The following is a 22,150-nucleotide window of genomic DNA, read 5'->3' as shown; positions in this document are numbered from 1 at the left end:
CTTATAATCCACGATACATAAACTTGACGTTGAAGGGCTTGAACCAGGGATCGAAGAGCACGCCCAACTGCTGCCGGGCCTCGCGCACCTTGGTCTTGGCGTCGAAGATCAGCGTCGGCGGGCAGTGGCCGATCGTGGCGACATCGAAGTCCAGCTTGAGCAGCCGGTCGAGCGAGGCGGTCCAGTCGTCGATGTTCGAGCGCAGCCGGGTGTGAAACGCGCCCCAGAGGGTATCGCCCGCGATCAAGACTTTGAGGCCGTTGATCTCCAGCCAGAACGAGACGCAGCCCGGCGAGTGGCCCGGCGTGTGATAGACATGCATGCGGTAGCCGCACACGTCCAGCACATCGCCGTCGTGGAGCAGCCGATCGACGCGCGTCGGCGGAAACGGACGATCGTACAAAAACGCCGAGGTCGCATCCCAGTCGCCGCTCTCGACGGGCTGGCGATCGGCAGGGTGCAACAAGAGCTGTGCGTCGCTCTCCTCGCGCAGCAGATTCATCGCCGAGATATGATCCCAGTGGCCGTGCGTGGCGATCACGCGGCGAATGTCGCGCGGCTGGTAGCCCAGCTCCGCAAGATTGCTCCTGAGCGCCGCGTAGCCCTCGGTGCTCCCACAGTCGATCAGGGTGGGCTCGTCTCCGGCCAGCAGATAGGCGCTGGCGTCCCACGGATGGGTTAGCTTGTCGCCGGAGACGACGTAGAGATTGCCGATCAGTCGTACTACCATAAGTCTATTCCTGATGTCTGCTTGTGCTCGATCCCATCGTCCGTACCGCTCAATTGGCCGGAATACCGCTCAGAGCATAGCGCTCCTGCGGCGGTATCTCAGGCGCTCGATCGAGAAGATCCAGCGCCGCGAACCCGAAGGTCGTGTCGAAAATCGACTGTCCGTGGCGCATGCGATAATCCTCGGCATACTCTAGCGTGTAGAGCGCCAGCGGGAAAATGTCCTGCCCGCCGCTGCGCTTGCTGTGACGCGCGATCAGGTTGAGCGATTCTTTCAGTGCCGAGAGCCGCTGCTCGTAGGCGCCGCCCTGCTCCAGCAGCTCCAGCGTGGCGAGCGCATGCTTCCCGAGCCAGATCCAATCTTCGAGCGCCTCGATCCAGGGCAGGATGTTCTCGCGGAGCCGCAGGTTGGGCATACGGTGCTTCAAGAAGTAACAGGCTTCGTCCAGGCTGCTGAGATACTGCGTGAGCTGATGCACCGCCTGGCTGACGGAGCAGGCCACGCCCTTTTGCAGCGCGGCGACCGTCGCCTCGGTCAGGCGCTTGAGCTGCGACGGCGCATCGCTTGCCAGGCACGAGTCGAGTGAGTGCTCGGCGAAGGCCCGCAGCGCCGCGCAGCTCTCCTGCCCGCCGACCTCCGACAGCGCACGCTCCCAGGAGCGCCAGGGATCGTACTGCTGCGGCGCGTCCAGGTAGTCGGCGATGGTCAGCAGCGGGATTTTGGAAGCCTCGGCCTGTAACATCAGGTTGAAGACCATCCCGCGCACCGCCGTGTGCAGCGCCGCATCCCGTCCGCGCAGCGGCCCGATGTGCAGGTTCGCGCGCATCGCCAGGTCGTTGACCGGGTAGTTATCCCAGATCAGCGGCGGTCGCCGCACCGCCTGCGCAAAGTCCTGAGCGTGAGATGCCGTAATCGTGGCCGAGCACACGTCGGGGCCGGTGTAGAACACATCGACGCCGGGGTTGAGCAGCGCGCCGAGATCGTGCAGATAGCCGCTGAAGGGCGCGACGCCGTGGTAGTGGGTGGGACACATGCTCAGCGTGCAGGCCGGATCGAGCGCGTGCAGCCAGTCGAAGAGCCGGTTGCAGACCTGGGCGTGCAGCCTGCCGTAGTTGTCGCAGATGCGGCAGTTGACCGCGTGATGCGTCGCGCAGGCGATGTCGTCCATCAGGTAGCTGAAGGCGCGCACGCCACAATCGTACAGGTCGCGCAGCTTGGCCGCGAGCTTCTCGAAGTCCTGATCGGGATCGTAGCTGAGCGGCGAGATCGCGTAGCAAAAGGTAACGCCCACCTGCTGCGCGAGCGCGGCGGTCTGCGCGAACTGAGCCATGATCTCTGGAGGATAAGGTTCCGACCAGCGGTGACGATGCTGCCGATCGTTTTTGGGACCGTAGATGTAGAGGTTGTAGCCGTGCTGCCCGATAAACGCGATCAAGTCGTTGCGCTCAGGAAAGGTGTAGAACGGCCCGTAAAAGCCTTCGATCACACCTCGGATCTGGAATGGGGAGTGTTGCATGTCCTGTCGTCCTACTTAAATCGGTATCCTCACGGTTCTGGCTACGGCGCGGTTTCGAGTTCAACGTTTCAAGTTCAACGTTTCAAGCTGGCGTTTTGGGTTCCTTGGGTTGCCGCGTGCGCTCTGGGTGTTCGTTATTCTTTGTTCGTTGTGCCGTTGCTCTTTGTTCGTTGTTCTCGATAGACCGCCCAGGTTTCGCGAATCTGCTGGTAGTCGGCGGCTTCAAGCAACTCCTGGGTCAGATCGATGTGGCTCGCAAAGTACAGCGAGGGCACACCTAGCTCCGGCTGAACGTCCAGGTACTCGCGCCACGTCGCCAGGTCGCGCACCGGCCAGTTGTCGGTGTCGATGATCGCATCGGGACACGCCAGCGCGGCCACCCTGGCCCGTAGCGCCATTGTCTTCCCAAGGTCGCGCCCGACGATGCCCTCGTCCAGACGATTGAGATCGAACGCATCGTTGAGCCGGATCATGTCAAGCGCATCGGCAAGGTAGGGATGCGGCGTGTGCGTCATAATCAGCGCGTTGGGCTTGACGGCTTTGGCCGCGCGGTAGATGATCGTCAGGTAGCGCTTCAGCAGCTCCAGGCCCCACAGCCCGCCGTAGGAGCGCATGCCGGGTCCGCTCGGAATGCGCGCGGTAAAGTCGATCTTAAAGCCGTCCGCATCGTAGCCGTCCGCCGCCAGCATACGCCGCACCGACTCGCGCAGGCGCTGTTCGTAGGCTGGATGCGACGGATCGACGGCCAGCGGTACGCCTGCCGCGTTGGTGATACACTCGGCGGGCGGCACGCCCTCGGCGTCCCAGGCTTTGAGCCAGAGCAACACCTTGCGTCCGAGCGCGTGCTGACCGTCGATAAAGCCGCGCAGATCGGGCCACTTCCGCGCGTCGACCTGATTCTCGCCGTAGCTGGCCTGCCACTTGTCGTCGATGACCACGATGCCGGGATCGATGTCCTGTGCCGCCAGCGTAGACAAGAACGATTCGTAGAGCGGCTGCCGGGCGTACTCCGGCGCGTGCCCGCGCTCGGTCGCGGCGGCGGCGCACTGCGAGCCCCAGCCGCAGAAGATCGGCTCGTACCACCAGGCGGGCTGGTCGCGGGCTGCGACGGTTGGGGTGCCGAGCGTCTGCCGGGCCGCTCTCACATGCGCCGCCAGCGCCTGGAACTCGTCCGCTCCAACATCAAAGCCGATCGCGGGCAGCCGGTACGCGCCGTCAACTGTGGTATGGCCTTCGTAGGCGAGCGAGAGATGAAAGCCGGTGGAGCCGTGGTACCAGTACTCGGTAAACTGATGCATGCCTGGCTGCGCCTCGACGCCCAGCGCGAGCCACTGGTCTGGACCCTGGAAGGCGAAGCAGAAGGGCGGCGGCGTGAAAAACCAATCGCCTTTGCCGGGCAGGGGCACGCCCGTCAGATCGATGCGCGAGCCGCCATTGGTGGCGAAGTAGCTGCGCTCTTCGGTATTCGGCTCAGGATTAAAGCCCTGTCTGAAGTGCTGGCCTGAGCTGAAAAAGCCCGATCCCCAGCGCTGCTGCCCGGAGGAGTAGCCGCCGAAGTAGCAGACCTCCGCCAGCCGCGCGCTGCCCGCGATCTCGATGTCGTAGCTGAAGCGCTGGGTTTCGCAGCGCAGGCGATAGATCTTCTCGCGCCAGACCGAGCTTTGCGCGCGCAGCGTGCAGATCGCCCCGCCGGGCGTTGCTTCGATCTCCCAGGCTCCGATCGCAACGGTATCGTCGCGATCGTGGAGCGGATGCACGCTCGATAGCACAAACAGCTCAGCCAGCCTGCGGCCCTGGGCGTCGTGGACATACACGAATGGCCGGTCGGGTGGGAAAGTCAGGGAGTAGGTTGCAGCCGAGATCGAAACGATCCCGCTGGCGTTGACGACCTGGATCGGTGCCATCTATTTCTTTCTCAGCGACGGTGATGAGTTCAATCAGCCGCGCTCGGCGTCGAAGCGGCTGGATCGAGCAGACATAGTTCGTGCGCTATCCGGTACCCTGGAATCGGTAAAGCGCCCGATGGATCGACGCGCTTAAATCTCCGTTGCATCGAGTGCGTTGCGAAGCTGGTTGAAAAGGAAGGATAGCGGCGGAGCAGTGCGTAGGATGCGGTAGGCAATTCTTACGTATGCTTCGATCGAACAAGGAACATGAATCGATTCACTCGACGCTGTATAGGCGTTGTATGGCCTAACTATATCGCAACTACATACAAGATGCAAGGACATTTTACGGTTTATAAACATAATCCGCTGGTGAGCCGGAAAACCGCCCGCGCCACCGTGTCAGCGACGATCAGACCGGCTCCCAGATCGGCTCGCCCTCCAAGATCTCGGTGATCTGCCGGATAAAGCGCCTGCACTCGATCGGCTTGCCGATGAAGCCGTCGAAGCCTTCACGCCGCGCCCGCGCCACCGTCTGCGGCGCGCAATCCACGGTCAGCGCGACAATGCGCGGCATGAAATCGACCTTGCAGAAGTAGGCACGAAGTTGCTTATGGACGGCGAAGCCATCTTCATAGGGCAGCGCCAGATCGACCAGGATCAGATCCGGCTGACAATCGGGATGCTCCGCAAGGAAGGCTAGCACCTGCTGTCCCGACGCGCGAGCGGTACACGTCGGCACGCCGAGATCCGTCCGCAAAATATCTTGAAAAACAAAGAGATTATCTAAATTATCTTCAACCAGTAGAATCGTCGCATGCTGCGGTACAGTTGGATGATAAGTCATAGAGGCGCTCCCTAATGTAATGGTTTAGCTACGCTTCGTAGATCGTTCGTCAACTTTTGTGGCAGGTCTGGTGGCGATGAGCCTTACAGACAGGACGTGCTGATCAACTGATTAAATGAGGGCGGTGTATATCGTATGTGCGATGGACTGATTGTGCAACTGCACAACGATCCTATTGGTCGATGAAGGCTTTGTTGTGCATTCGCCTAACGATTCGTCACGGTTCATACGTACAATTAGGGGGAACACTCATCACTATACCTTGTGGTGATGTGGTTTGCTGAGCGAGCGCTAGGCCGGAGGTCCGGTACGCTCCTGCACTTTTGCCTGGCTTTCGAGCAGGAGCCCGGTTATGTAGCTAGTCGTGATCCAGGCGAAGGTGGCGCGACGTGCGCTGTATCTGCGCGTCGCGCCACAAAAAAGCAACAGTACCGCTCCGCCGAAAGCGTGCCCGGACCAGCGCGTGCCTGCTGTAGATTGAATGGTGTGTATGAAGCGAACAACGATTTTTTTGGGCGATGCGGATCGCGCGGCGATTCAGACGATCAAAGATCGCTACGGTGTATCGAGCGATAGCGACGCAATTCGGCTAGCGCTGCGGGTGATCGCAGGTATCCAAGATCCTCAGCTGCTGCTGCTGCCTTTCGTCGAGACGGCCTCGCCTGAGGTCTGCGAGCGTGCCTTCGGCGACGGCCCGCAGAACTAGCCGCCGCTCATCGTTCCATGTTCCAAGCTCCAAGTTTCGAGTTTCGCGTTCCAAGACGAGGAATCAGGGGCCGGGGGTCTGGCGTCAGGAGATTCCCCGCCTGCTTCCCCGTGCTTTGTTCCCTTGATCTCTTGTTCTCTTGTTCCTTGGTTCTCTTGTTCTTTTATTCTTCAGCAGCGGAGCTCGGCCTCTACATCTGCGGCGGGATGAGCGAGGATTGCCGAACGGCTGGGGAGCTAGGGGCGCGGCTGCGCGTTGCGCATGCGGATGATCGAGAACTGGAGCGTGGAGCCGATCACGGCATCGTAGAGCTTCCACAGCGAGGGCATGACGCGCAGCTCGACATCATGCTGCGTAAGCTCGCTCAGCAGATCGTCGATCGGTGTCACCGAGCGCGGGATCACCGGGACGCGCGAGATGTAGTAGCCCGCGCCGACATCGACGACGGTAAAGCTGTCGGGGGCGAACTCGTAGCGGTACAGGCGCTCGCGCAGCACTGCGGGCAGCCAGCGCGATTCGATCACGACGATGTGGGATGCGCTGCTGTAGCACATCAGCCGGGCTATATCATCCGGCGCGCTCTCGGGCAGCGCGTAGAACGTGACCCGTGGACAGTCGCGCGGGAGCAGATAGTTGTGGAGATGCTCACGATCGATCGACCAGACCATGCTGCCGCTCTGGCCAGCGTCGGGCACTGGCGCGGGCCGTGGATCGAAGCGGGCAATGTCGGGTCGGTCGCTGATGTGAAAGAGTGCGTCAGGCATAGTTGATCTATTTTACCGTACGACCAAACCCAGGAGGCCGATCGGTGTGTGATCGGCCTCCTGCTTCGTCATTCATGCGATTCTGCATCAGAATAGGGAAATAATTGGGTGCTCCCCCAACCCCGGCCTGACGGCCCACTACGTTGGATCGTCCCAGAAGCTGACGAGCGAGCCGTTGGCATCGTAGAGCGCGCCGTCGTCGTGGTCGTCGTTGCTCCAGATGTTGCCGCCCGCCTGCGAGGGAATGATGCGCGTCTCGCCGACGCCCAGCACGCCGCTTAGTGTTGCGTGGAGCTGGTTGCCGCGCATGCTACAGATACGCCAGCCGTTGAGATCGACGGACGCGCTGCTGACGTTGCGGATCGTCACCGTCTCTGCCTGCTTGTCGACGGTGACAATGCGTACCGGAAAGTTCGGCGCGGCGTCGTCGTTCGGATCTTCCTGGCAGTTGTTGTACGACGGCGGCAACGGCGATGGCGATGGTGAGGGCGAGGCTGACGGTGATGGTGAGGCTGACGGCGAGGGCGAGGCTGACGGCGAGGGTGATGGCGACGGCCCAGGGCCGCTGTTGGCCCGCACCTCGTTGCCCAGCAGGCCAAGCAGCACTTTGTAAGGATCGGGATTGTTGGGATGGTACTCGAAGCGGGCGCGCTCGAACCACTGCGTGAGCACGGTATCGCCGCTGGTGTTCGTCTCCATCTGCGGCTCCGAGATCGGCAGGCCAAAGAGCGCCAGGCTCTCGCGCTCGCTCACCCCACGATCGCCCAGCTCCAGGCCGTGCGTGCTCCAGTAGCGCCAGAACGGCTCATAGGCGATAGCGTGGCCGGTCTGGGCGAAGTAGTGGGGCGTGTTCGGCGCAACCTTGGCAAACGTCTGCCAGTCGCGGCCCTGCTGCCGCAGCCGATCATCGCCCAAACGCCCAAGCAAGACATCGTAGGGCGCGCGGTTTTCGGGATGCAGCTCGAAGCGGTTGCGCTCGAACCACTGGGTCAGATACGTCTGGCCCGTATCGCGGTTGGGCTCGTTCGCCGCGCCCGTGATCGGAAAGCCAAACACCGGCAGGCCGCCGCTTTGCGTCCAGTACTGGCGGAAGCGTCCGCTCACGCACTGCCGCGTTTCGGGAAAGCACTGCTCGGATGTTTGGGCAAGTACCTGTGAGAGTGGGGTGTGGATAACGGCGGCTACCAGCAGAGATACGACGATCAGCAAAAGTCCACGACGTTGCATGAGTCTCCCTTTCTTGTAGCGTTCACCTGGAGCGACGGCTGCTCATGCGGCTACCGCCATCAAGAACGGTGCCAGCTCTGAGCCTGCGCAGCGGACATAGAGCCAGGAGGCCCAGAGGGCACCAAGAACCGAGAACCGGACGGCTCAGCGTCTTGGTGCTTGATGCTTAGTGCTTGGTTCTCTATGTGTTCCCGTGTTCTTTCGCCGCGCTACAAACTGGGCATCGCGTAGCCATGCTTGTCGATGATGAACTGATCTTTTGACCTGACTAATTCGAGCGTCTCGCGATCGTAGTAGTACTCGACACCGCGCTTTCTCGACGATGTATTGGTCTTTTTCGCGCTGCGGATCGCATGGATCTGTGCCTCGGTGAGATTGACGCCGCACTGCCTGAGAACGTCGATCAAGTCATCCTCAAGCTGCTCGTTGCGAATGATCGCGTCTAAAACATTGTTCTGCCGATCGAACGCTCGCAGGTCGTCGAGATTCCGGATCAGGTCGGGTTGCTGCGCAAGCTCCCTAATATCCCGTGAGTATAGGTAGATGTAGCGAAAGGTGAGCAGGCCAGCAAAGGAGCTGATCGCGGTTCTGCCATAGCCTTCGCCGATGTCGTGCTTGCGATCCGCATCGAACATCAGATACAGCCACTCGCGAAAGACCTGGGGATCATCCACGCTTGTATAGGCGTTGCGCCAGGCACGCTGCGGCTTCTGCCGCTCCTGGGGTAGTCGGCGTATGGCAAGGGCCGGATTGGTGAGCAGAGTGAACAACCACTGCTTGCGTGAGGTCAGGCGGTGGTAGAGCGCTCCCCTTCGATCGCAGCCGTAGGCCCAGAGCGAGATATACCAGTCCCAGGGGTTGCGGATCGAGCCGACGATCTGACGCTTGCCGTCGGCGAGATGCGGCGGCAGACGATTGTGCTTGCCGACCTGCTTGCCCGGCAGCACTCGTGCAAGCTGTTTGGCGATGTGCGTACAACCCGTTTTCTGGAGTTCCAGAAAGACCAGCGGATCTGAAACAAACATTGGGGATCTCCATGTGAGAGAACAAAGAACAAAGAACAAAAGGAAGAACACGCGAACCGGGTGCCATGCCCAAAGGGTGCCCGGCATGGTACCCCGGCACACCAAGAACCAAGAACCGGAAACTTGAAACTTGAAACTTGAAACCTGAAACTCAGGTGCCGGTGATCAGGCCGTACAGGATGCTGCTCGCCATGCCCAGGCCAAGCACGATCCACAAAAGCAGCCCGCGCGATACTCGCGTTTCCAGGGTGGACGTACCTGGACGCTGCGGGTGGTAACGGACGGTGACGGTAGCGCCGCGCGAATAGCGCCGAACCGTCTCGCGGGCGTCGGAGGCGCGGGCGTTGATGAAGCCGCCAAAATAGACGGTTGTCCCGGTGTACTCTTTGCCATCGACAAGGTACGTGTAGTGGATCGAGGCCGTGGCCTGTTGCCGCACGCCCGGCTGGACCTGCGAGCGGGTGATGGTGCCGGGGGTGGTGGCCCAGCTGCGGCTCTGGAGCGCCAGAAGCCAGAGCCAGATCAGGTAGGCAGTGGGGATGCCGAAGATCAGCAGGCCGATGATCCCCGGAATGAGTTGATCGAGCGGCATGATTCCTCCGTGGGCTGCGGGTGGATGACGTTGGGCCGGAAGCGACGACGAGCGCGATTGCGCTCGTGCCCAGCTATTGCATTTCGATCTGCCGTATAGTAACATGACTGTGAGGGAGTATTCCTCTTTCCTCATCACCCCAGGAGGCAAGCCATGACCGAGAAGCAAGGATTTGAACAATCCAGGTTCATCAGCGGCCAACGATGGCAGTTTGTCGTCCGGGAGAACATCAAAGCTGAGAGCGTTCACAAGATGCTCGACCAACTCTTCAATGAGGTTGGCTGCCCCGCCTGTGGCCTCGTCGGCATCGACGATCTGATGATCCGCGTCCGCGACGATCGCCTGTTCGAGCGCTTCGAGGGCATCGAGGGCTTGCAGGACGTATCGGTGATGGGTCGGTAGTCCCCCTTCCACGCTCACGCAGAGAGCTTGACAATCCGAGTGGTGGACCTCAGCCAGACATTCTCCCTTCCACGCTCACGTAGAAAGCTTTAACCCTATGCCGTACGCTGCATCGTTCAGCGCGGAGGTGAGTACTCGCCCAGGGCTGGCATTTACCTATGAGGGTAATGATCCGGCACTCCTGGAGCGAGTGCTCCCTTTGGTCGACTATATCGAGGTCACGCCCGATACGATCGCCGAGATGCGCGACGATGGCGTCGCGCTGCATGCCCCGACGATCGCGGAGCTGCAAAACATCGGCAGTGACGCAAAGATCATCGTGCATGGCGTCGGCCTCTCGATCGGCTCGTACGATGGCTACTCGCGCCAGTACATCCGTCTCCTCGACGAGATCATGAGCAAGCTCGATGTCGCCTGGCATAGCGAGCACCTGGCCTACACGATGGTCGATGGGCAGAACCTGGGGACGATGCTGGCCCTGCCCAAGACCGACGAGGTGCTCGACATGATCTGCCAGCGAGTCGGCGAGCTTCAGGCGCGCTACACCGTGCCGTTCCTGCTCGAAAACGTTGTGCATGTGCTGCCGGAGCTGCCCGGCGATTACTCAGACGCCGCGTTTCTCAACGCGCTGGTCGCGCGCACCGGCTGCGGGCTGATCCTGGATGTGTACAATCTCGAATGCGACGCGCGCAACTACGGCTTCGATATTCCGGCGTTTCTGGCCGAGCTTAACCTGGCCGCCGTGCGCGAGCTGCATGTCGCAGGCGGGATCGAGCACAAAGGCTTTCAGCTAGACGTGCATTCGCGCCTGCCGCAGCCGTCGACCGTCGCGCTGGCTCAGCAGGTGACGCGCATGGCGCACGGCTCGGTCAAGGCTGTGACTTACGAGGTGCTGCGCGAGGCCGTGCCGGTGCTCGGCCACGACGCTATCACCGACGAGCTGGCGCGGCTGGGCAAGCGATTGGATCAGATCGTATGGAACTAGCGCTGCTGCAACGGCAATTGCTCGGCCTGATCAAAGCGACCTATCAGCCAACCGAGGCCGACGAGCCCTACATTCAGATGGTCGCGCAATCGCCGCAGCTTGAGCTGGTGAGCGAGATCGCGCGCTGGTGGCAGACCTTTGGCATCATACGCGCCTGTCCGCTCACGTCGACGCTGCTGCAACAGCGCGGCAGCTTCGAGCCGACAGCGCATGCATTTCTCGGCAGCCGCGATGTCTCGCCGTTTGTCGACCGGCTTGGCCTGACCTTTCTTGAGGCCATGAGCCAGCACGACGATGCGCTGATCGCGGCGGTGGCGCGGTTCGAGCTCGCGCTGCTGCGGGTCAAGGGCGGCAGCCCGGCGACGTACACCGTCGAGTGGCGGCACGAGCCGTACGCGGTGCTCTACAGCCTGCTGCAAAAGCAGCCGCTCGACGAGAGCGGTATCCAGGGCCACTACCAGACCCTCGTCTCAGGCCAGATACCGGGCCTGTTCCTGGTTGCGGCGCGGGAAGAGTAGCACTGCTCCCGCGCTACGGCGCGACGTAGATCGGATTCGACAGCGCCCAGCGCCACTCGCGGAGATCGATGCCCGGCGGCGCGTTCGGCGGCAGGATTTCGGGCGGCGCGTCGCCCACCAGCTCGGCGCGAATGTAGCGCTCGGCGGCTAGCGTATGGCGCACGGTTGTTGTGGCATCGGTGATCGGCGTCTCGTGTGCGATCACGCCGTCGGCGACCAGCCGGAGCGTCCACCCAGCCCCTCGCTCGACCTGCACCTCAACCTCCACAGGAGCACCCGCAGTGCCCTGAAGCACGCCGCCCATCTCGGCGCTGCTGCCGCCTGCCGTCGCGCGCAGATCGAGACGCGGCCCGTCGGGCATGGCGCTGATCGACGTGCGACCGCTGCGGATCGCGTCGAGGATCGCGGGGATACTGCGCTCGCCGACTTTGACCCAGGTGGTGGGCTGGCCCAGGCGCAGAAAGCCGATCTCCTCGCCCGCCGGACAGTGGTAATCGCTGCCGCCGACCGCCGGGATTTGCCTCCCGCTCTGAAGCAGACGCTCCCAGAAGGCCAGGCTCTCGGTATTGCGCCACGGCCACGGCCCCTGCCAGACTTCGATCGCGTCCACGGGCAGCCCCGGATCGTACTCCCAGGCCGGGCCGTCCCGCTTGGGATGGTTGATCGAGCACACGCCGCCGTGCGCGTGGGCCAGCGCGATCACCTCCGTCATCTCCGCAGCGCTGCGGCAGCGGAAGTCGCACCAGCGGCGCGCGCCCCACACGTTCATATGGCCGTAGTAGGTCGTCACCTCCTGGCCGGGGATCAGCAGCAGATCGTCGTCGGCGAGCGCGTCCAGGTGGACATGATGGCTGATCGTATTGTGATCGGTGATCGCCAGGAAGTCCAGGCCGAGCGCCCGTGCTTTGGCGGTAAGCTGCGCCAGCGTTCCGCGCGCGTCGCTGTGCTCGGTGTGGCTTTGCAGATCGCCGCGCAGCCAGAAGCGCTCTGCGTTCGCGCCGCCAGCGCCGTGTGGAGCCGAGGGCAGACGATCCTGCTCGATCGTCGGCTGCTGCTGAGCACCATCGGCGAGCGTGGCCTCGATCGTGAGCGCGTAGTCCACGCCGCACGCCGGGATGCGGTACAGCCCCAGGATGACCTGATACCGGCCTGCCGGAAGCGGGCCGGGCAAGTAGCCGGGCGTGGCGTCGGCGGGCGTGATCGTAAACTCGCTGCGCGCGCCGCCGCTCCAGCCGCGAAAGCCGGAGCCGCCAGGGAATGCCGCGCCGCGTGGATCGAACAGCCCGATGTCGATCACGGTATCCGCCGCATCGGCTGGCTGTGCCGGGGCATAGTGGTAGCTGACATGCAGCCGCGCGGCAGGTGCGGGTAGATCGAATGGGACGTACCGGTAATCGTTATTCTGCTTATCCTCCGGCGTGACATAGCCGGTCAGGTTCAGGACGATGGTGCTCATGCAAGTGTACGCTGTTTCGAGTTTCAAGTTTCGAGTTATTGGTTTCTAGTTTCAGGTGCCCTCTGGGCGTCTTGGTGCTCGCTTTGTTCGCTTGTTCTTTTGTTCCTCCGTCTGTTCTTTGTTCTTGGTTCTTCGGCGTGCTAGCCTTTAACGCCACGGCCCAGCGCGCCCAGGCTTTGCTCGAAGTAGGGCTGAAGGATCAGGTAGAGCAGCAGCACCGGCAGCGCGATCATCACGCCCGCCGCCATGAATTTCTGCCACTCGACGGTGTAGGTCAGCACGAACGAGCGCAGCGCGATCTGCGCGGTGTACATCGACGGCTGGCGCGCGACGATCAGCGGCCACAGGTACTCGTTCCAGCGGCTCAGGAAGGTGAAGATCGCGACGATCGCCAGGCCGGGCCGGGCCAGCGGCAGCGCCACATGCCGAAAGACCTGCCAGGGCGAAGCGCCGTCGATCGTCGCGGCCTCGTCGAGATCGCGCGGAATGCCAAGGAAGTACTGCCGCATAAAAAAGACGCTAAAGGCAGTGATCGCGCCCGGCACGATCAAGCCCTGGTAGGTGTTGAACCAGCCCTGCGCGCCGCCGCCCGGCATGTTCTTGACGATAAACATCAACGGCACGACCAGCACGGCGGAGGGCATCATCATCGTCGCCAGCACGATCCAGAAGAGCGCCTGCCGCCCAGGAAAGTCCATACGCGCAAAGGCGAACGCCGCCAGCGAGCCGAAGAGCACATTGGTGACGACCGAGACGGTGGCGACGATGAAGCTGTTGAAGACGCCGCGCGGCACGATGCTCTCCGTCCAGGCCTCGACATAATTCTGCGGCGTCACCTGCTGCGGCAGCAGCGTCGGCGGATAGACGAAGTTCTCCCACTGCGCCTTGAGCGATGTCGAGATCATCACCACGAACGGCCCAACCGTGATCAGCAGCACCAGCACCAGCAGGATGTAGAGCAGCAGCATCGTGCCCCAGGCCGTCGGCGGGCGCGACCGGGAGCGGCGCTGCGGGCGGGCGGCGGACGGGAAAGCCATAATCAATCCTCCGGCGACAGGCGCATCTGGAAGTAGGTGACGACGAGCAGCAGGCCGAGCACCGCGACCGACATGGCCGACGCATAGCCGATCTTGAGCGACTCCGACGCGGTGAAGGCGATATAGCGAATCGTGACCTCGGTTGCGTACTGCGGCCCGCCATCGGTCATCAGGTCGACGACCGCTACCACCTGGAATGAGGCGATTGTAGACATAATCACGGTGTAGATCACGATCGGCATGATCCCTGGGATCGTCACGAAGCGGAACTGCGCCCAACTGTTCGCGCCGTCGATCTGCGCGGCCTCGTACAACTCCTGCGAGACGTTCTTGAGCGCGGCAAGGAAGATCGGCGTGTTGTAGCTCAGGCCGCGCCACGCGCCGTAGACGATGATCGACAGCAGCGCCATGCGTCCCGACCGCAGCCAGCCGACCGTGGGCAGGCCCAGCGCGGTCAGCAGGCCGTTGAGCGTGCCCTGGTCCTGGTACATCCACAGAAAGACGACCGCCATCACCGCCTCGGAGGCGATCGTCGGCAGGAAGTAGAGGATCTTGAAGCCGGTGATGCCCGGCAGACGACGGTTGAGCAGCAGGGCCACGCCCAGCGCGCCGCCCAGGCCCAGCGCGATCGAGCCGACAGCGTAGATCGTCGTGGTGACGAGCGTTTTGCGGAAGAGCCCGTCGGCTGCTAGCTGGCGGTAGTTGTCCAGCCCGGCCCAGCGCGGCGCTTCGATCAGGTTGTAGGTGGTGAAGCTGAGGTAGATCGCGACGACGATCGGCAGCAGCACGAACACGGTCAGCACGAGCAGCGCGGGCGCGATAAACGCATAGCCGTAGAGCCAGCGCTGATGGCGGGCGCTGCTCAGACGAAAAGCGGCGCCGCGTGGCTGCACACGTTCGACGGATGTGGACATGCTGATCTTTGCCTTATGTTTCAATGGTGATCGGCGGGGCGTATGCAATACGCCCCTGACGAACCGGCCTTACGTTTCGAGGTGAGCGCTGGCGTGGGCGCTACTGCTTCTCGGCATCATCGATCGCGGCCTGGGCTTTGGTCTGCGCCTCTTTGAGGAGCTGGGCCGCGTCGCCGCCGTCCATCCCCGCGCGCACGGCATCGCCCCAGGCCTTTGCCGCGTCGGCGTAGGGATCGAGCGCGAAGGGCGCCGCCGTCTTGAGCTGCTCGTAGAACGGCTGCGCGAGCGCGTCCGATTGCAGGTAGGTGGTGTTGTACAGCTCGGCGATCACCGGATAGCGCGCCTGATCCTTCACCATGCTCATCTGGTAGCTGTTGGTGGTAAACCACTTCAGCAGCTCAAAGGCGACCTCGGTATTCTTGCAGCCCTTGGGAATCCAGAGCGAGCCGCCGCCGAGCACTGAGCCGTCGGTCTGGCCGGTCATGCCGTTGGGCAGCGGCGCGGTGCCGACTTTGTCGATCAAGCCGGGCTTGGCCTCCTTGCGGATACGGGCCAGATCCCACGGGCCGCTGAAGAAGAACGCGGCCTTCTCCGCGCCGAAGATCGCTACGGGCGCGTCGGTCTGGCGCGGCGTCTGCGGCGGGATCGGGCTGACCTTATCTTTGTGGCCCAGCTCGGAGATCGTCGCCAGGACCTCGACGACCTTGGGATCGTCAAGGTTGGCCTTGATCTGCTTGCCCTCGGTCTTGATCAGATTGGTGCCGTTGGAGACGACCATGCCGCTCATGCCCCAGCCGCTGGCCGAGATCACGGTGCCGTAGACATCGCCCTTAGTCATCTTCAGCGCGGCCTCACGCGCATCCTTGAAGGTCCAGTTCGCGGTCGGCTCGGCCACGCCCGCGCTCTTGAACATCTCTTTGTTGTAGATCGTGAAGAGCGTGTTGATGTCGAGCGGCACGCCATAGACGCGCTCTTTCCACATCACGTCTTTGATCCCGCTCTCCATGAACTTGTCGGTCTGCTGCCATGCATTCCAGAAGTCGGTGATGTCCTCGGCAAAGCCTTGCGCGCCCATGGCGTAGGGGTGGCCGTGGCTGACGCAGGGCGCGGTGCCCGTACCTACCGCCAGCTTGACCTGATTCTGCATGTCGCCCCACTCGTAGCCGCTGACGTTCAGCTTGACGTTGGGATACGCCTGCTGGAAGGCGTCGAAGACGGCCTTGACCGGCGCGGTCTGGTAGTAGTCTGCGGCCATCCAGACGTCGAGCGTAATGTCGCCTTTGTCTTTGATCGTGTTGTTGATCGGGACTTCTGCAATGGTCTTGCTGATGTCGGCACCGGCGACGAGATCGCCGTCTGTGCTTGCAGCCGTCGCTGCGGCGCTTGCTGAGGGCTGGGGAGCGGTTGAGGCGGCAGGCGCGCCGGTCGCGTTCGAGGCCGGAGTCTGTGGCGCTGTTCCGCCGCAGGCCGCGAGCAGCAGGCTGAGGCAGATCAGCAGTGAGGTCAAGGAGGAGCGTCGATACATCAGTTCATCCTTTCCACTGTTGGCGGGGTCTGATCGATGGCTACGATTCAGGATTGGACGACGAGTGATCGCAGGGTATCTGTCGATCTCCTTCTCCTTTCTGATTGACAATCGATTCGTGCATTTTAAACCAAAATTAACGAGATGGCGAATACGCCTCGCACCACGCTACGGCGCTGAACGTCTGATTGTTTAATGTAAACGGGGTGTCAAGTTGGGGGAGCGCAGGAACAGGGGAGCAAGCAAACAAGGGAACAAAGAGTTAGACATTTGTTCCCTTGTTCCCTTGTGCTTTTGTTCTTCCGTTTGTTCTTTGTTCCGTTGTTCTTTATTAATCGGAGCTGCCGCCGCCATCGCCGCCATCGCTGCCGGAGTCGGCGGCGTCGAAGCTGCTGTCGAAGGCGTCGAGGCTGCTGTCGAGCGCATCGAAGGCCGAGAGGTCGAAGTCGAAGCTGTCGCCGAGCGAGGCATCGAAGTTGCCGGGATCAGCCAGCTCGAAGTCGGCTCCATCGGCGGCTGCGGGTCGTAGCGCCTGGGAGATGCGCGCGTAGTGCGGCTTCAGCTCGTCGACGAGCAGCACCATGCTGCCAAGTCCCGCCACGAGCGCCGCCGCGCTGGCCGGGTCGTGATCGATCAGCGTCGGCAGCGTGCGCGCCTGGGCCATCGAGCCTGCAAGCTGCTGCTGGATTGACGCGCCGACAGCCGTCGGACGATAGCGCGTGGTGGAAAAGATGCCCAGCCGCTTGGCGGTGTACGACTCGATCAGGCCACGGCTGATCAGCGTCGGGATGATCTGCGCCGACTGGAACTTTGCCAGGTCGGAGCCGAACGCTTTTTGCGCGTGCCGCACCACCTGGGCCATCGTCGCGCCGCTCCCATTGGCTCCGGCGGCGGCCAGCACCTCCAGCACGGACCGCACATGCGTGCCCTGTGGCGCGCGCTCGTGCGCTTCCTGGCTCAGATGCAGGTAGTCAGTTTTATGGACACGCCCAAGCATGCCTTTCTTTTCCTCGCTGCGGAGCGTCACCAGCTTGCGCGCCAGCAGCTCGATCAGGGTCAGCTTCAGCGCCGCTCGTCCCTGGCTGCGATCCGGATTTTGGAGTACAAGGGCTTCAGCCGCAGTGAGCAGCGCTCCATCGGGGGGTAGGATGGTCATGATTGCCTCTTTTCTCTGGGGTACATGTGTCGGCTCATCCCGAAGCTTGGTTGGGGATAATCGCAGGGTATTGTACCGAAGGAGTCAAATCGGAGCGAGAGTTCAAAGTTTTAAGTTCTGAGTTCTGAGTTCTTGGTTCTCGGTTTGTGCGCCCAGAGAGCACCCGGTTCTTTGTTCCGTTGTTCTTCCCCCGCTAAATCTACGGTACAATCTTTCCTAACTCGTTCGTCACGAAAGGTTACGCAAACCTTGAAGATCCACTATACGCTGACACTCGCCCGGCCCGCGCAGCACTTGCTCGACGTAACGATCGACGTTGCCGATGTGCGGGTGGAGTACCTTGATTTTGTGCTGCCGACCTGGACGCCGGGCTCGTACCTGATCCGCGAGTACTCGCGGCACGTGCAGGAGGTTACGGCGACGGCGGATGATCGGCCCGCGACATGGCAGAAGCGCGACAAGCAGACGTGGCGCGTCGCAGCCGACGGCGCGGAGCGGGTGCAGCTCCGCTATCGAGTCTACGGCAACGAGCTGACCGTGCGCACCAACCATGTCGACGATACGCACGCGCATGTGATCCCGGCAGCGACGTTCATGTACGTCCACGGCGCGACGGAGCAGCCGCTCACCATCGAGGTTGTCGCGCCCGACGGGTGGGAGACGGCGACCGGCCTGGACGCGGATCGGGACGAGCAGTTTCACGCCGACGACTACGATCATCTGGTCGATAGCCCCTTCGAGATCGGGCGGCACCGCACGCTGCGCTTCGAGGTCGACGGCAAGCCGCACCGGATTGTGATCTGGGGCAGGGGCAACGAGCGCGAGCAGCGGCTGATCGACGACACGCGCAAGATCGTCGAAACCGCCCGCGATCTCTTCGGCGGCCTGCCCTACGAGCACTACACCTTCTTCCTGCTGCTGGCGGGCAAAGGCGCGGGCGGCGGCCTTGAGCATCGCAACTCGACCTCGCTGCTGCTGCCGCGCTTCGTCTTCGGCGCGGCCAAAAGCTACGAGCGCTATCTGACCGTTACCTGCCACGAGTTTTTCCATGTCTGGAACGTTAAGCGCATTCGCGCCGCAGGTCTTGGTCCGTTTGACTATACGCAGGAGACGTACACCACGCTGCTGTGGGCGATGGAGGGCATCACCGAGTACTACACCGATCTGCTGCTGGTCCGCGCCGGGCTGCTGACGCCGCAGCGCTACCTTGAGCGGCTGGCAGACGACATCGTCACGCTTCAGCACACGCCCGGACGCAACCTGCACAGCCTGGAGTGCTCCTCGTTCGACGCATGGATCAAGCACTACCGGCCCGACGAGAACACCGTCAATACAGCGGCCTCGTACTACCTCAAGGGCGCGATCGTCGGCGCGCTGCTCGATCTTGAGCTGCGTCGTCGCACTGCCAACGAGCGCTCGCTGGATGACGTGCTGCGCTATCTGTTCCGGGCATATCCGCTGGACGGCCCCGGCATTCCTGAGCGCGACGGCTATCTCGACGCGATTCGGGAGGCGACGGGCCAGGATCTCAGCGATTTCTTCGCGCGCTATATCGGCGGCACAGACGAGCTACCCTACGCTCAGATCTTCGAGGCCGCCGGGCTGAGGCCGAGCTGGGACTGGAAAGAGAAGGCGGCGGATGGCAGATCGCCCAGGCCAGCGCTTGGCATTCGCACCAGGCATGACGGAGGTCAGCTCAGAGTTTCGGCGGTGCTGAGCGATGGCCCGGCCTACCAGGCGGGCCTCAGCGCCGACGACGAGATCGTCGCGGTCGACGGCTATCGTGTTGCCGACGAGGCCACGCTGCGCGAGCGGCTCAACGATCGCGGCAGTGATGCGCGCGTGAGTCTGACGATCTTCCGCCGCGAGGAGCTGCGGACGATCGAGGTGGCGCTGGCAGTGCCCACGCACGACCGGCTGACGATCGAGCAGGTAGCGCAGCCCGACGAGCTTCCACGGCGGATCTACGCAAGCTGGCTGGGTCTGCCGCCACAGAGCGAGGCGCAGCGTGCTTGACGTGCATATCGGCGCGGGGTATGCTGATCCCACGCAAGGAGCAGCGAAGATGCAGCGCGCGTCACATCTTTTAATCTGGGACGATCAGCAGGTTTCCGAGGAGTCGATCGAGGCCGCCGAGATGATGCGGCGGCTGGCCCGTGTGCTGAGCGCCGACTATCAGGAGAAGACCTTTCGCGGCGAGCCGCGCTACGAGGTGCGGCGCTTCTATCCGGGCGGCTTCGAGCTGAGCATCGTCGCCGGGCATATCTACGACGACCGCGAGGTGCTGTCGCTGGCGATCGAGCTGCGCGCGGCGGCGCTGCCGCAGCCGCTTACCTCGGTGCATCTCTCGAACGGCGTGCAGCGCGTCAAGGCGTCGCGCGATACGGCCTGGCTGCGCGCGCGGAACGGCACGATCGTGATCGTCGGCGAGAGCCTGGGCGGGATCGTCGAGGTGCAAAACTAAGCGCCTTGCCTTGAGCCATGCCTGGCGCATGTGGCGGCTGCGTGTTGCCGATAGCAAGAGGGAGTGTCGTATGAGCCCAAAGAAAGCGCAGAAACCAGCGCCGCCCCCCGATATGCTGGCACCGATACCCGGCCCGCCGATCATGGATCGCCGCGCGATGGAAAAGATGATGGCGCAGGTCAGCAGAGCGCTGAGCGAGCAGGAGTTCGAGTCGATCGACGAAGCCAATGCGTTTTTGCAGGAGCTCATGACCAGTGGCAGACTCGATCAGCCGTCGCCGCCTGAAACGCCGCTTGAGGAGGCGCAGGAGGTGATGTACCAGGCGTGGAACGCCCCCAGCAAGCGGCAGCGCGTGGAGCTGGCAAAGCGCGCGCTGCAGATCTCGCCCGACTGTGCCGACGCCTACGTGCTGCTGGCCGAAGAGTCGACGCGCAGCGTGCGCAAGGCGAAAGATCTGTACGAGCAGGGCGTGCAGGCTGCCGAGCGAGCGCTCGGCCCTGAGGTCTTTGAGCAGGGAGCCGGGCACTTCTGGGGCATGATCGAGACACGACCGTACATGCGGGCGCGCGCCGGGCTCGCGCAGACGCTCTGGGCGCTCGGCAAGCGTCAGGAGGCGATCGAGCATTTCACCGATCTGCTGCGGCTGAATCCGGGCGACAACCAGGGGCTGCGCTATCTGCTCGCCAGTTGTCTCTTCGAAACCGGCATGGATGAGGCACTGGGCGAGCTGCTGGATCGCTACAAAGAGGATGAGTCGGCGGCCTGGCTCTACACCCGCGCGATCTGGCTCTTCCGCCGCGAGGGTCCGGGCCGTAAAGCGAATGCCGCGCTGCGCAAAGCCTTCAGACAGAACCCGCATGTGCCGCTCTATCTGACCGGCGCGAAAGAGCCGCCCGATTCGTTGCCGCCGTTCATCGGCTACGGCGACGAGAGCGAGGCGATCGAGTATCTGATCGAGGGGCTGGTCCACTGGCTCTCGACGCCGGGCGCGCTCGAGTGGCTGGCGCAGACCTTCGCCAAACAAAGATGAGCGCTCCGTCATGGCCCGCTCGAAACCAAAGCGCTTCCTTGACCATACATGAGAAACTGGCCGTCGATGACCGATCGCTCGCCTGAACTCTTCGCCGACGTGGCCGTCCGCGTCGCGCTGTTCCGCAATCCCAACGCCGTGTTTACCTACTACGTGCCCCCGGCGCTGCACAGCACGATCGAGGAGGGCGCGCTGGTCTGGGTGCCGTTCGGTCGTCAGCGGGTCCAGGGCATCGTCGTGACGCTCTATAGCCAGCTTCCGCCGCATCTGCGGCCCACGCCGGATCAGCCGCCGGTCGTACACAGCGGTCAGATCGTCGCCACGGACTTGGATCCCAACGCCCCGACGATTCGCCCGATCGACGATCTGAGCGCGGCCGATATTTCGATCCCGGTCCATCTGCTGCGGCTGGCTCGCTGGATGCACGGCTACTACCGCGTGCCGCTGTGGGATGCGCTGGAGCTGCTGCTGCCGCCCGGCAGCGAGCAGCAATCGCTGGCGACGTGGCGCGCAACACCACAGGGCATGAGCGTCGAACTGGGCACGCTGCCAGCGGCAGAGCGCGGCCTGCTCTACTATCTGCGGCGGCAGGGCGAGGTCGCGGAGGCGACGCTGCACGCCGCGCTGCATGGCTCGCCCAGCGAGCTGCGCCGCGTCTGCCTGGCGCTCAAGGAGCGCGGCCTGATCGCGCGGGGCGTTGCGCTGACACGGCCCAAGGCGCGCACGCAGTACGAGCGCATGGTGCGGCTGCTGATCGCGCCCGGCGATCTGGAGACGACGCTGGCGGAGCTGGCCCGCGCTCCCAGGCAGGCGGCGACACTGGCGGAGCTGGCGCGGCAGGCCACGGCGCGCGCCGAGGAAGATCCAGCCGGGGATGGCACGCCGCTGCTGTCGGCTCAGGGCATTCCGCTGATGACGCTGCGCGATCTCGCGGCGCGCAAGTACATCGAGATCGCATCCCGCGAGGTGATCCGCAATCCGCTCGATGGCGCGGCGATCCAGCCCGATCAGCCACCGGAGCTGTCGCCGTCGCAGGCGAGGGTGCTCGGCCCGATCACCGAGGCGATCACCGCCCGCCAGCACGCGGTCTTTTTGCTGCATGGTGTCACCGGCAGCGGCAAGACTGAGCTGTACCTGCGCGCAATCGCGCGGTCGCTGCGCCGGGGACGGCAGGCGCTGGTGCTCGTGCCGGAGATCGCGCTGACCGCGCAACTGGTGCGGCGCTTCGCGGCGCGCTTCGGCGAGCAGGTGGTGGTGCTGCATAGCGGGCTGTCGCTGGGCGAGCGCTACGATACCTGGCGGCGGCTGCGGCGTGGCGCGGCCAGGGTGGTGGTCGGATCGCGCTCGGCGGTCTTCGCGCCGCTGCCGGA

At 63.2% G+C, this 22,150-nt stretch carries 21 protein-coding genes; 8 read left to right on the top strand and 13 right to left on the bottom strand.

Going from position 1 to position 22,150, the window contains the following annotated elements:
- Window position 1 precedes the first annotated feature (1 nt).
- The 4 genes from VFZ66_30095 to VFZ66_30080 all read right to left on the bottom strand — a co-directional run bounded on the left by VFZ66_30095 (window position 2) and on the right by VFZ66_30080 (window position 4,979).
- Entirely contained in the window at window positions 2–730 is a 729-nt protein-coding gene (locus VFZ66_30095; GenBank protein ID HEX6293471.1) for an MBL fold metallo-hydrolase, read from the bottom strand.
- A 49-nt stretch (window positions 731–779) separates the two neighbouring features.
- A complete protein-coding gene (locus VFZ66_30090; protein ID HEX6293470.1) occupies window positions 780–2,246 on the bottom strand; it encodes a protein O-GlcNAcase in 1,467 nt (488 codons plus the stop codon).
- A 134-nt stretch (window positions 2,247–2,380) separates the two neighbouring features.
- Window positions 2,381–4,150 (bottom strand): hypothetical protein, encoded by a 1,770-nt coding sequence (locus tag VFZ66_30085; GenBank protein HEX6293469.1) that lies wholly within the window; start codon window positions 4,148–4,150, stop codon window positions 2,381–2,383.
- A 394-nt stretch (window positions 4,151–4,544) separates the two neighbouring features.
- Window positions 4,545–4,979, bottom strand: a complete 435-nt coding sequence (locus VFZ66_30080) for a response regulator (GenBank protein ID HEX6293468.1) — start codon at window positions 4,977–4,979, stop codon at window positions 4,545–4,547.
- 490 nt (window positions 4,980–5,469) lie between these two features.
- Here VFZ66_30080 and VFZ66_30075 point away from each other — a divergent pair, with 490 nt between their 5' ends.
- On the top strand, window positions 5,470–5,685 hold the full coding sequence (locus VFZ66_30075) for a hypothetical protein (protein HEX6293467.1): 216 nt from the start codon (window positions 5,470–5,472) through the stop codon (window positions 5,683–5,685).
- Between the two features lie 236 nt (window positions 5,686–5,921).
- Here the strand turns inward: VFZ66_30075 and VFZ66_30070 are convergent, their stop codons facing one another.
- The 4 genes from VFZ66_30070 to VFZ66_30055 form a co-directional block, all read right to left on the bottom strand.
- Window positions 5,922–6,449: a hypothetical protein gene (locus tag VFZ66_30070; protein HEX6293466.1), complete on the bottom strand. Its 528-nt coding sequence runs from the start codon at window positions 6,447–6,449 to the stop codon at window positions 5,922–5,924.
- 138 nt (window positions 6,450–6,587) lie between these two features.
- Window positions 6,588–7,676 (bottom strand): lamin tail domain-containing protein, encoded by a 1,089-nt coding sequence (locus tag VFZ66_30065; protein ID HEX6293465.1) that lies wholly within the window; start codon window positions 7,674–7,676, stop codon window positions 6,588–6,590.
- 209 nt (window positions 7,677–7,885) lie between these two features.
- Window positions 7,886–8,701: a hypothetical protein gene (locus VFZ66_30060; GenBank protein ID HEX6293464.1), complete on the bottom strand. Its 816-nt coding sequence runs from the start codon at window positions 8,699–8,701 to the stop codon at window positions 7,886–7,888.
- A 151-nt stretch (window positions 8,702–8,852) separates the two neighbouring features.
- Entirely contained in the window at window positions 8,853–9,293 is a 441-nt protein-coding gene (locus VFZ66_30055) for a DUF3592 domain-containing protein (GenBank protein ID HEX6293463.1), read from the bottom strand.
- A gap of 153 nt (window positions 9,294–9,446) precedes the next feature.
- Here VFZ66_30055 and VFZ66_30050 point away from each other — a divergent pair, with 153 nt between their 5' ends.
- From VFZ66_30050 to VFZ66_30040, 3 genes are all read left to right on the top strand, one after another.
- Window positions 9,447–9,695, top strand: a complete 249-nt coding sequence (locus VFZ66_30050) for a hypothetical protein (protein HEX6293462.1) — start codon at window positions 9,447–9,449, stop codon at window positions 9,693–9,695.
- 97 nt (window positions 9,696–9,792) lie between these two features.
- The gene (locus tag VFZ66_30045; GenBank protein ID HEX6293461.1) at window positions 9,793–10,680 is read left to right on the top strand and encodes a DUF692 family protein; all 888 of its coding nucleotides are present in this window, start codon (window positions 9,793–9,795) and stop codon (window positions 10,678–10,680) included.
- Window positions 10,671–11,198, top strand: a complete 528-nt coding sequence (locus VFZ66_30040; GenBank protein ID HEX6293460.1) for a hypothetical protein — start codon at window positions 10,671–10,673, stop codon at window positions 11,196–11,198. The genes VFZ66_30045 and VFZ66_30040 overlap by 10 nt, the downstream gene beginning before the upstream one ends.
- 13 nt (window positions 11,199–11,211) lie before the next feature.
- Here VFZ66_30040 and VFZ66_30035 read toward each other — a convergent pair whose 3' ends face one another.
- The 5 genes from VFZ66_30035 to VFZ66_30015 all read right to left on the bottom strand — a co-directional run bounded on the left by VFZ66_30035 (window position 11,212) and on the right by VFZ66_30015 (window position 17,286).
- Window positions 11,212–12,654, bottom strand: a complete 1,443-nt coding sequence (locus VFZ66_30035; GenBank protein ID HEX6293459.1) for a CehA/McbA family metallohydrolase — start codon at window positions 12,652–12,654, stop codon at window positions 11,212–11,214.
- Window positions 12,655–12,794: 140 nt separating this feature from the next.
- Window positions 12,795–13,691 (bottom strand): carbohydrate ABC transporter permease, encoded by an 897-nt coding sequence (locus tag VFZ66_30030; protein HEX6293458.1) that lies wholly within the window; start codon window positions 13,689–13,691, stop codon window positions 12,795–12,797.
- 2 nt (window positions 13,692–13,693) lie between these two features.
- Complete coding sequence (locus VFZ66_30025) at window positions 13,694–14,605, bottom strand: sugar ABC transporter permease (GenBank protein HEX6293457.1); 912 nt, start codon at window positions 14,603–14,605, stop codon at window positions 13,694–13,696.
- A 100-nt stretch (window positions 14,606–14,705) separates the two neighbouring features.
- On the bottom strand, window positions 14,706–16,130 hold the full coding sequence (locus VFZ66_30020; GenBank protein HEX6293456.1) for a sugar ABC transporter substrate-binding protein: 1,425 nt from the start codon (window positions 16,128–16,130) through the stop codon (window positions 14,706–14,708).
- A gap of 331 nt (window positions 16,131–16,461) precedes the next feature.
- A complete protein-coding gene (locus VFZ66_30015) occupies window positions 16,462–17,286 on the bottom strand; it encodes a hypothetical protein (GenBank protein ID HEX6293455.1) in 825 nt (274 codons plus the stop codon).
- Window positions 17,287–17,535: 249 nt separating this feature from the next.
- On the opposite strand from VFZ66_30015, the gene VFZ66_30010 reads away from it, so the two are divergent.
- The 4 genes from VFZ66_30010 to VFZ66_29995 form a co-directional block, all read left to right on the top strand.
- Window positions 17,536–19,302 (top strand): PDZ domain-containing protein, encoded by a 1,767-nt coding sequence (locus tag VFZ66_30010; GenBank protein HEX6293454.1) that lies wholly within the window; start codon window positions 17,536–17,538, stop codon window positions 19,300–19,302.
- Window positions 19,303–19,351: 49 nt separating this feature from the next.
- On the top strand, window positions 19,352–19,750 hold the full coding sequence (locus VFZ66_30005) for a hypothetical protein (protein ID HEX6293453.1): 399 nt from the start codon (window positions 19,352–19,354) through the stop codon (window positions 19,748–19,750).
- Between the two features lie 70 nt (window positions 19,751–19,820).
- Window positions 19,821–20,780, top strand: a complete 960-nt coding sequence (locus tag VFZ66_30000) for a hypothetical protein (protein HEX6293452.1) — start codon at window positions 19,821–19,823, stop codon at window positions 20,778–20,780.
- A 66-nt stretch (window positions 20,781–20,846) separates the two neighbouring features.
- Window positions 20,847–22,150 (top strand): DEAD/DEAH box helicase (locus VFZ66_29995; GenBank protein HEX6293451.1); only part of this gene is annotated, 1,304 nt, incomplete at its 3' end.

The sequence above is a fragment of the Herpetosiphonaceae bacterium genome (assembly GCA_036374795.1).
Taxonomy (GTDB): domain Bacteria; phylum Chloroflexota; class Chloroflexia; order Chloroflexales; family Kallotenuaceae; genus LB3-1.
The sequence above is the reverse complement of the archived record's forward strand: the minus strand, read 5'-3'. Positions and strand labels throughout refer to the sequence as shown.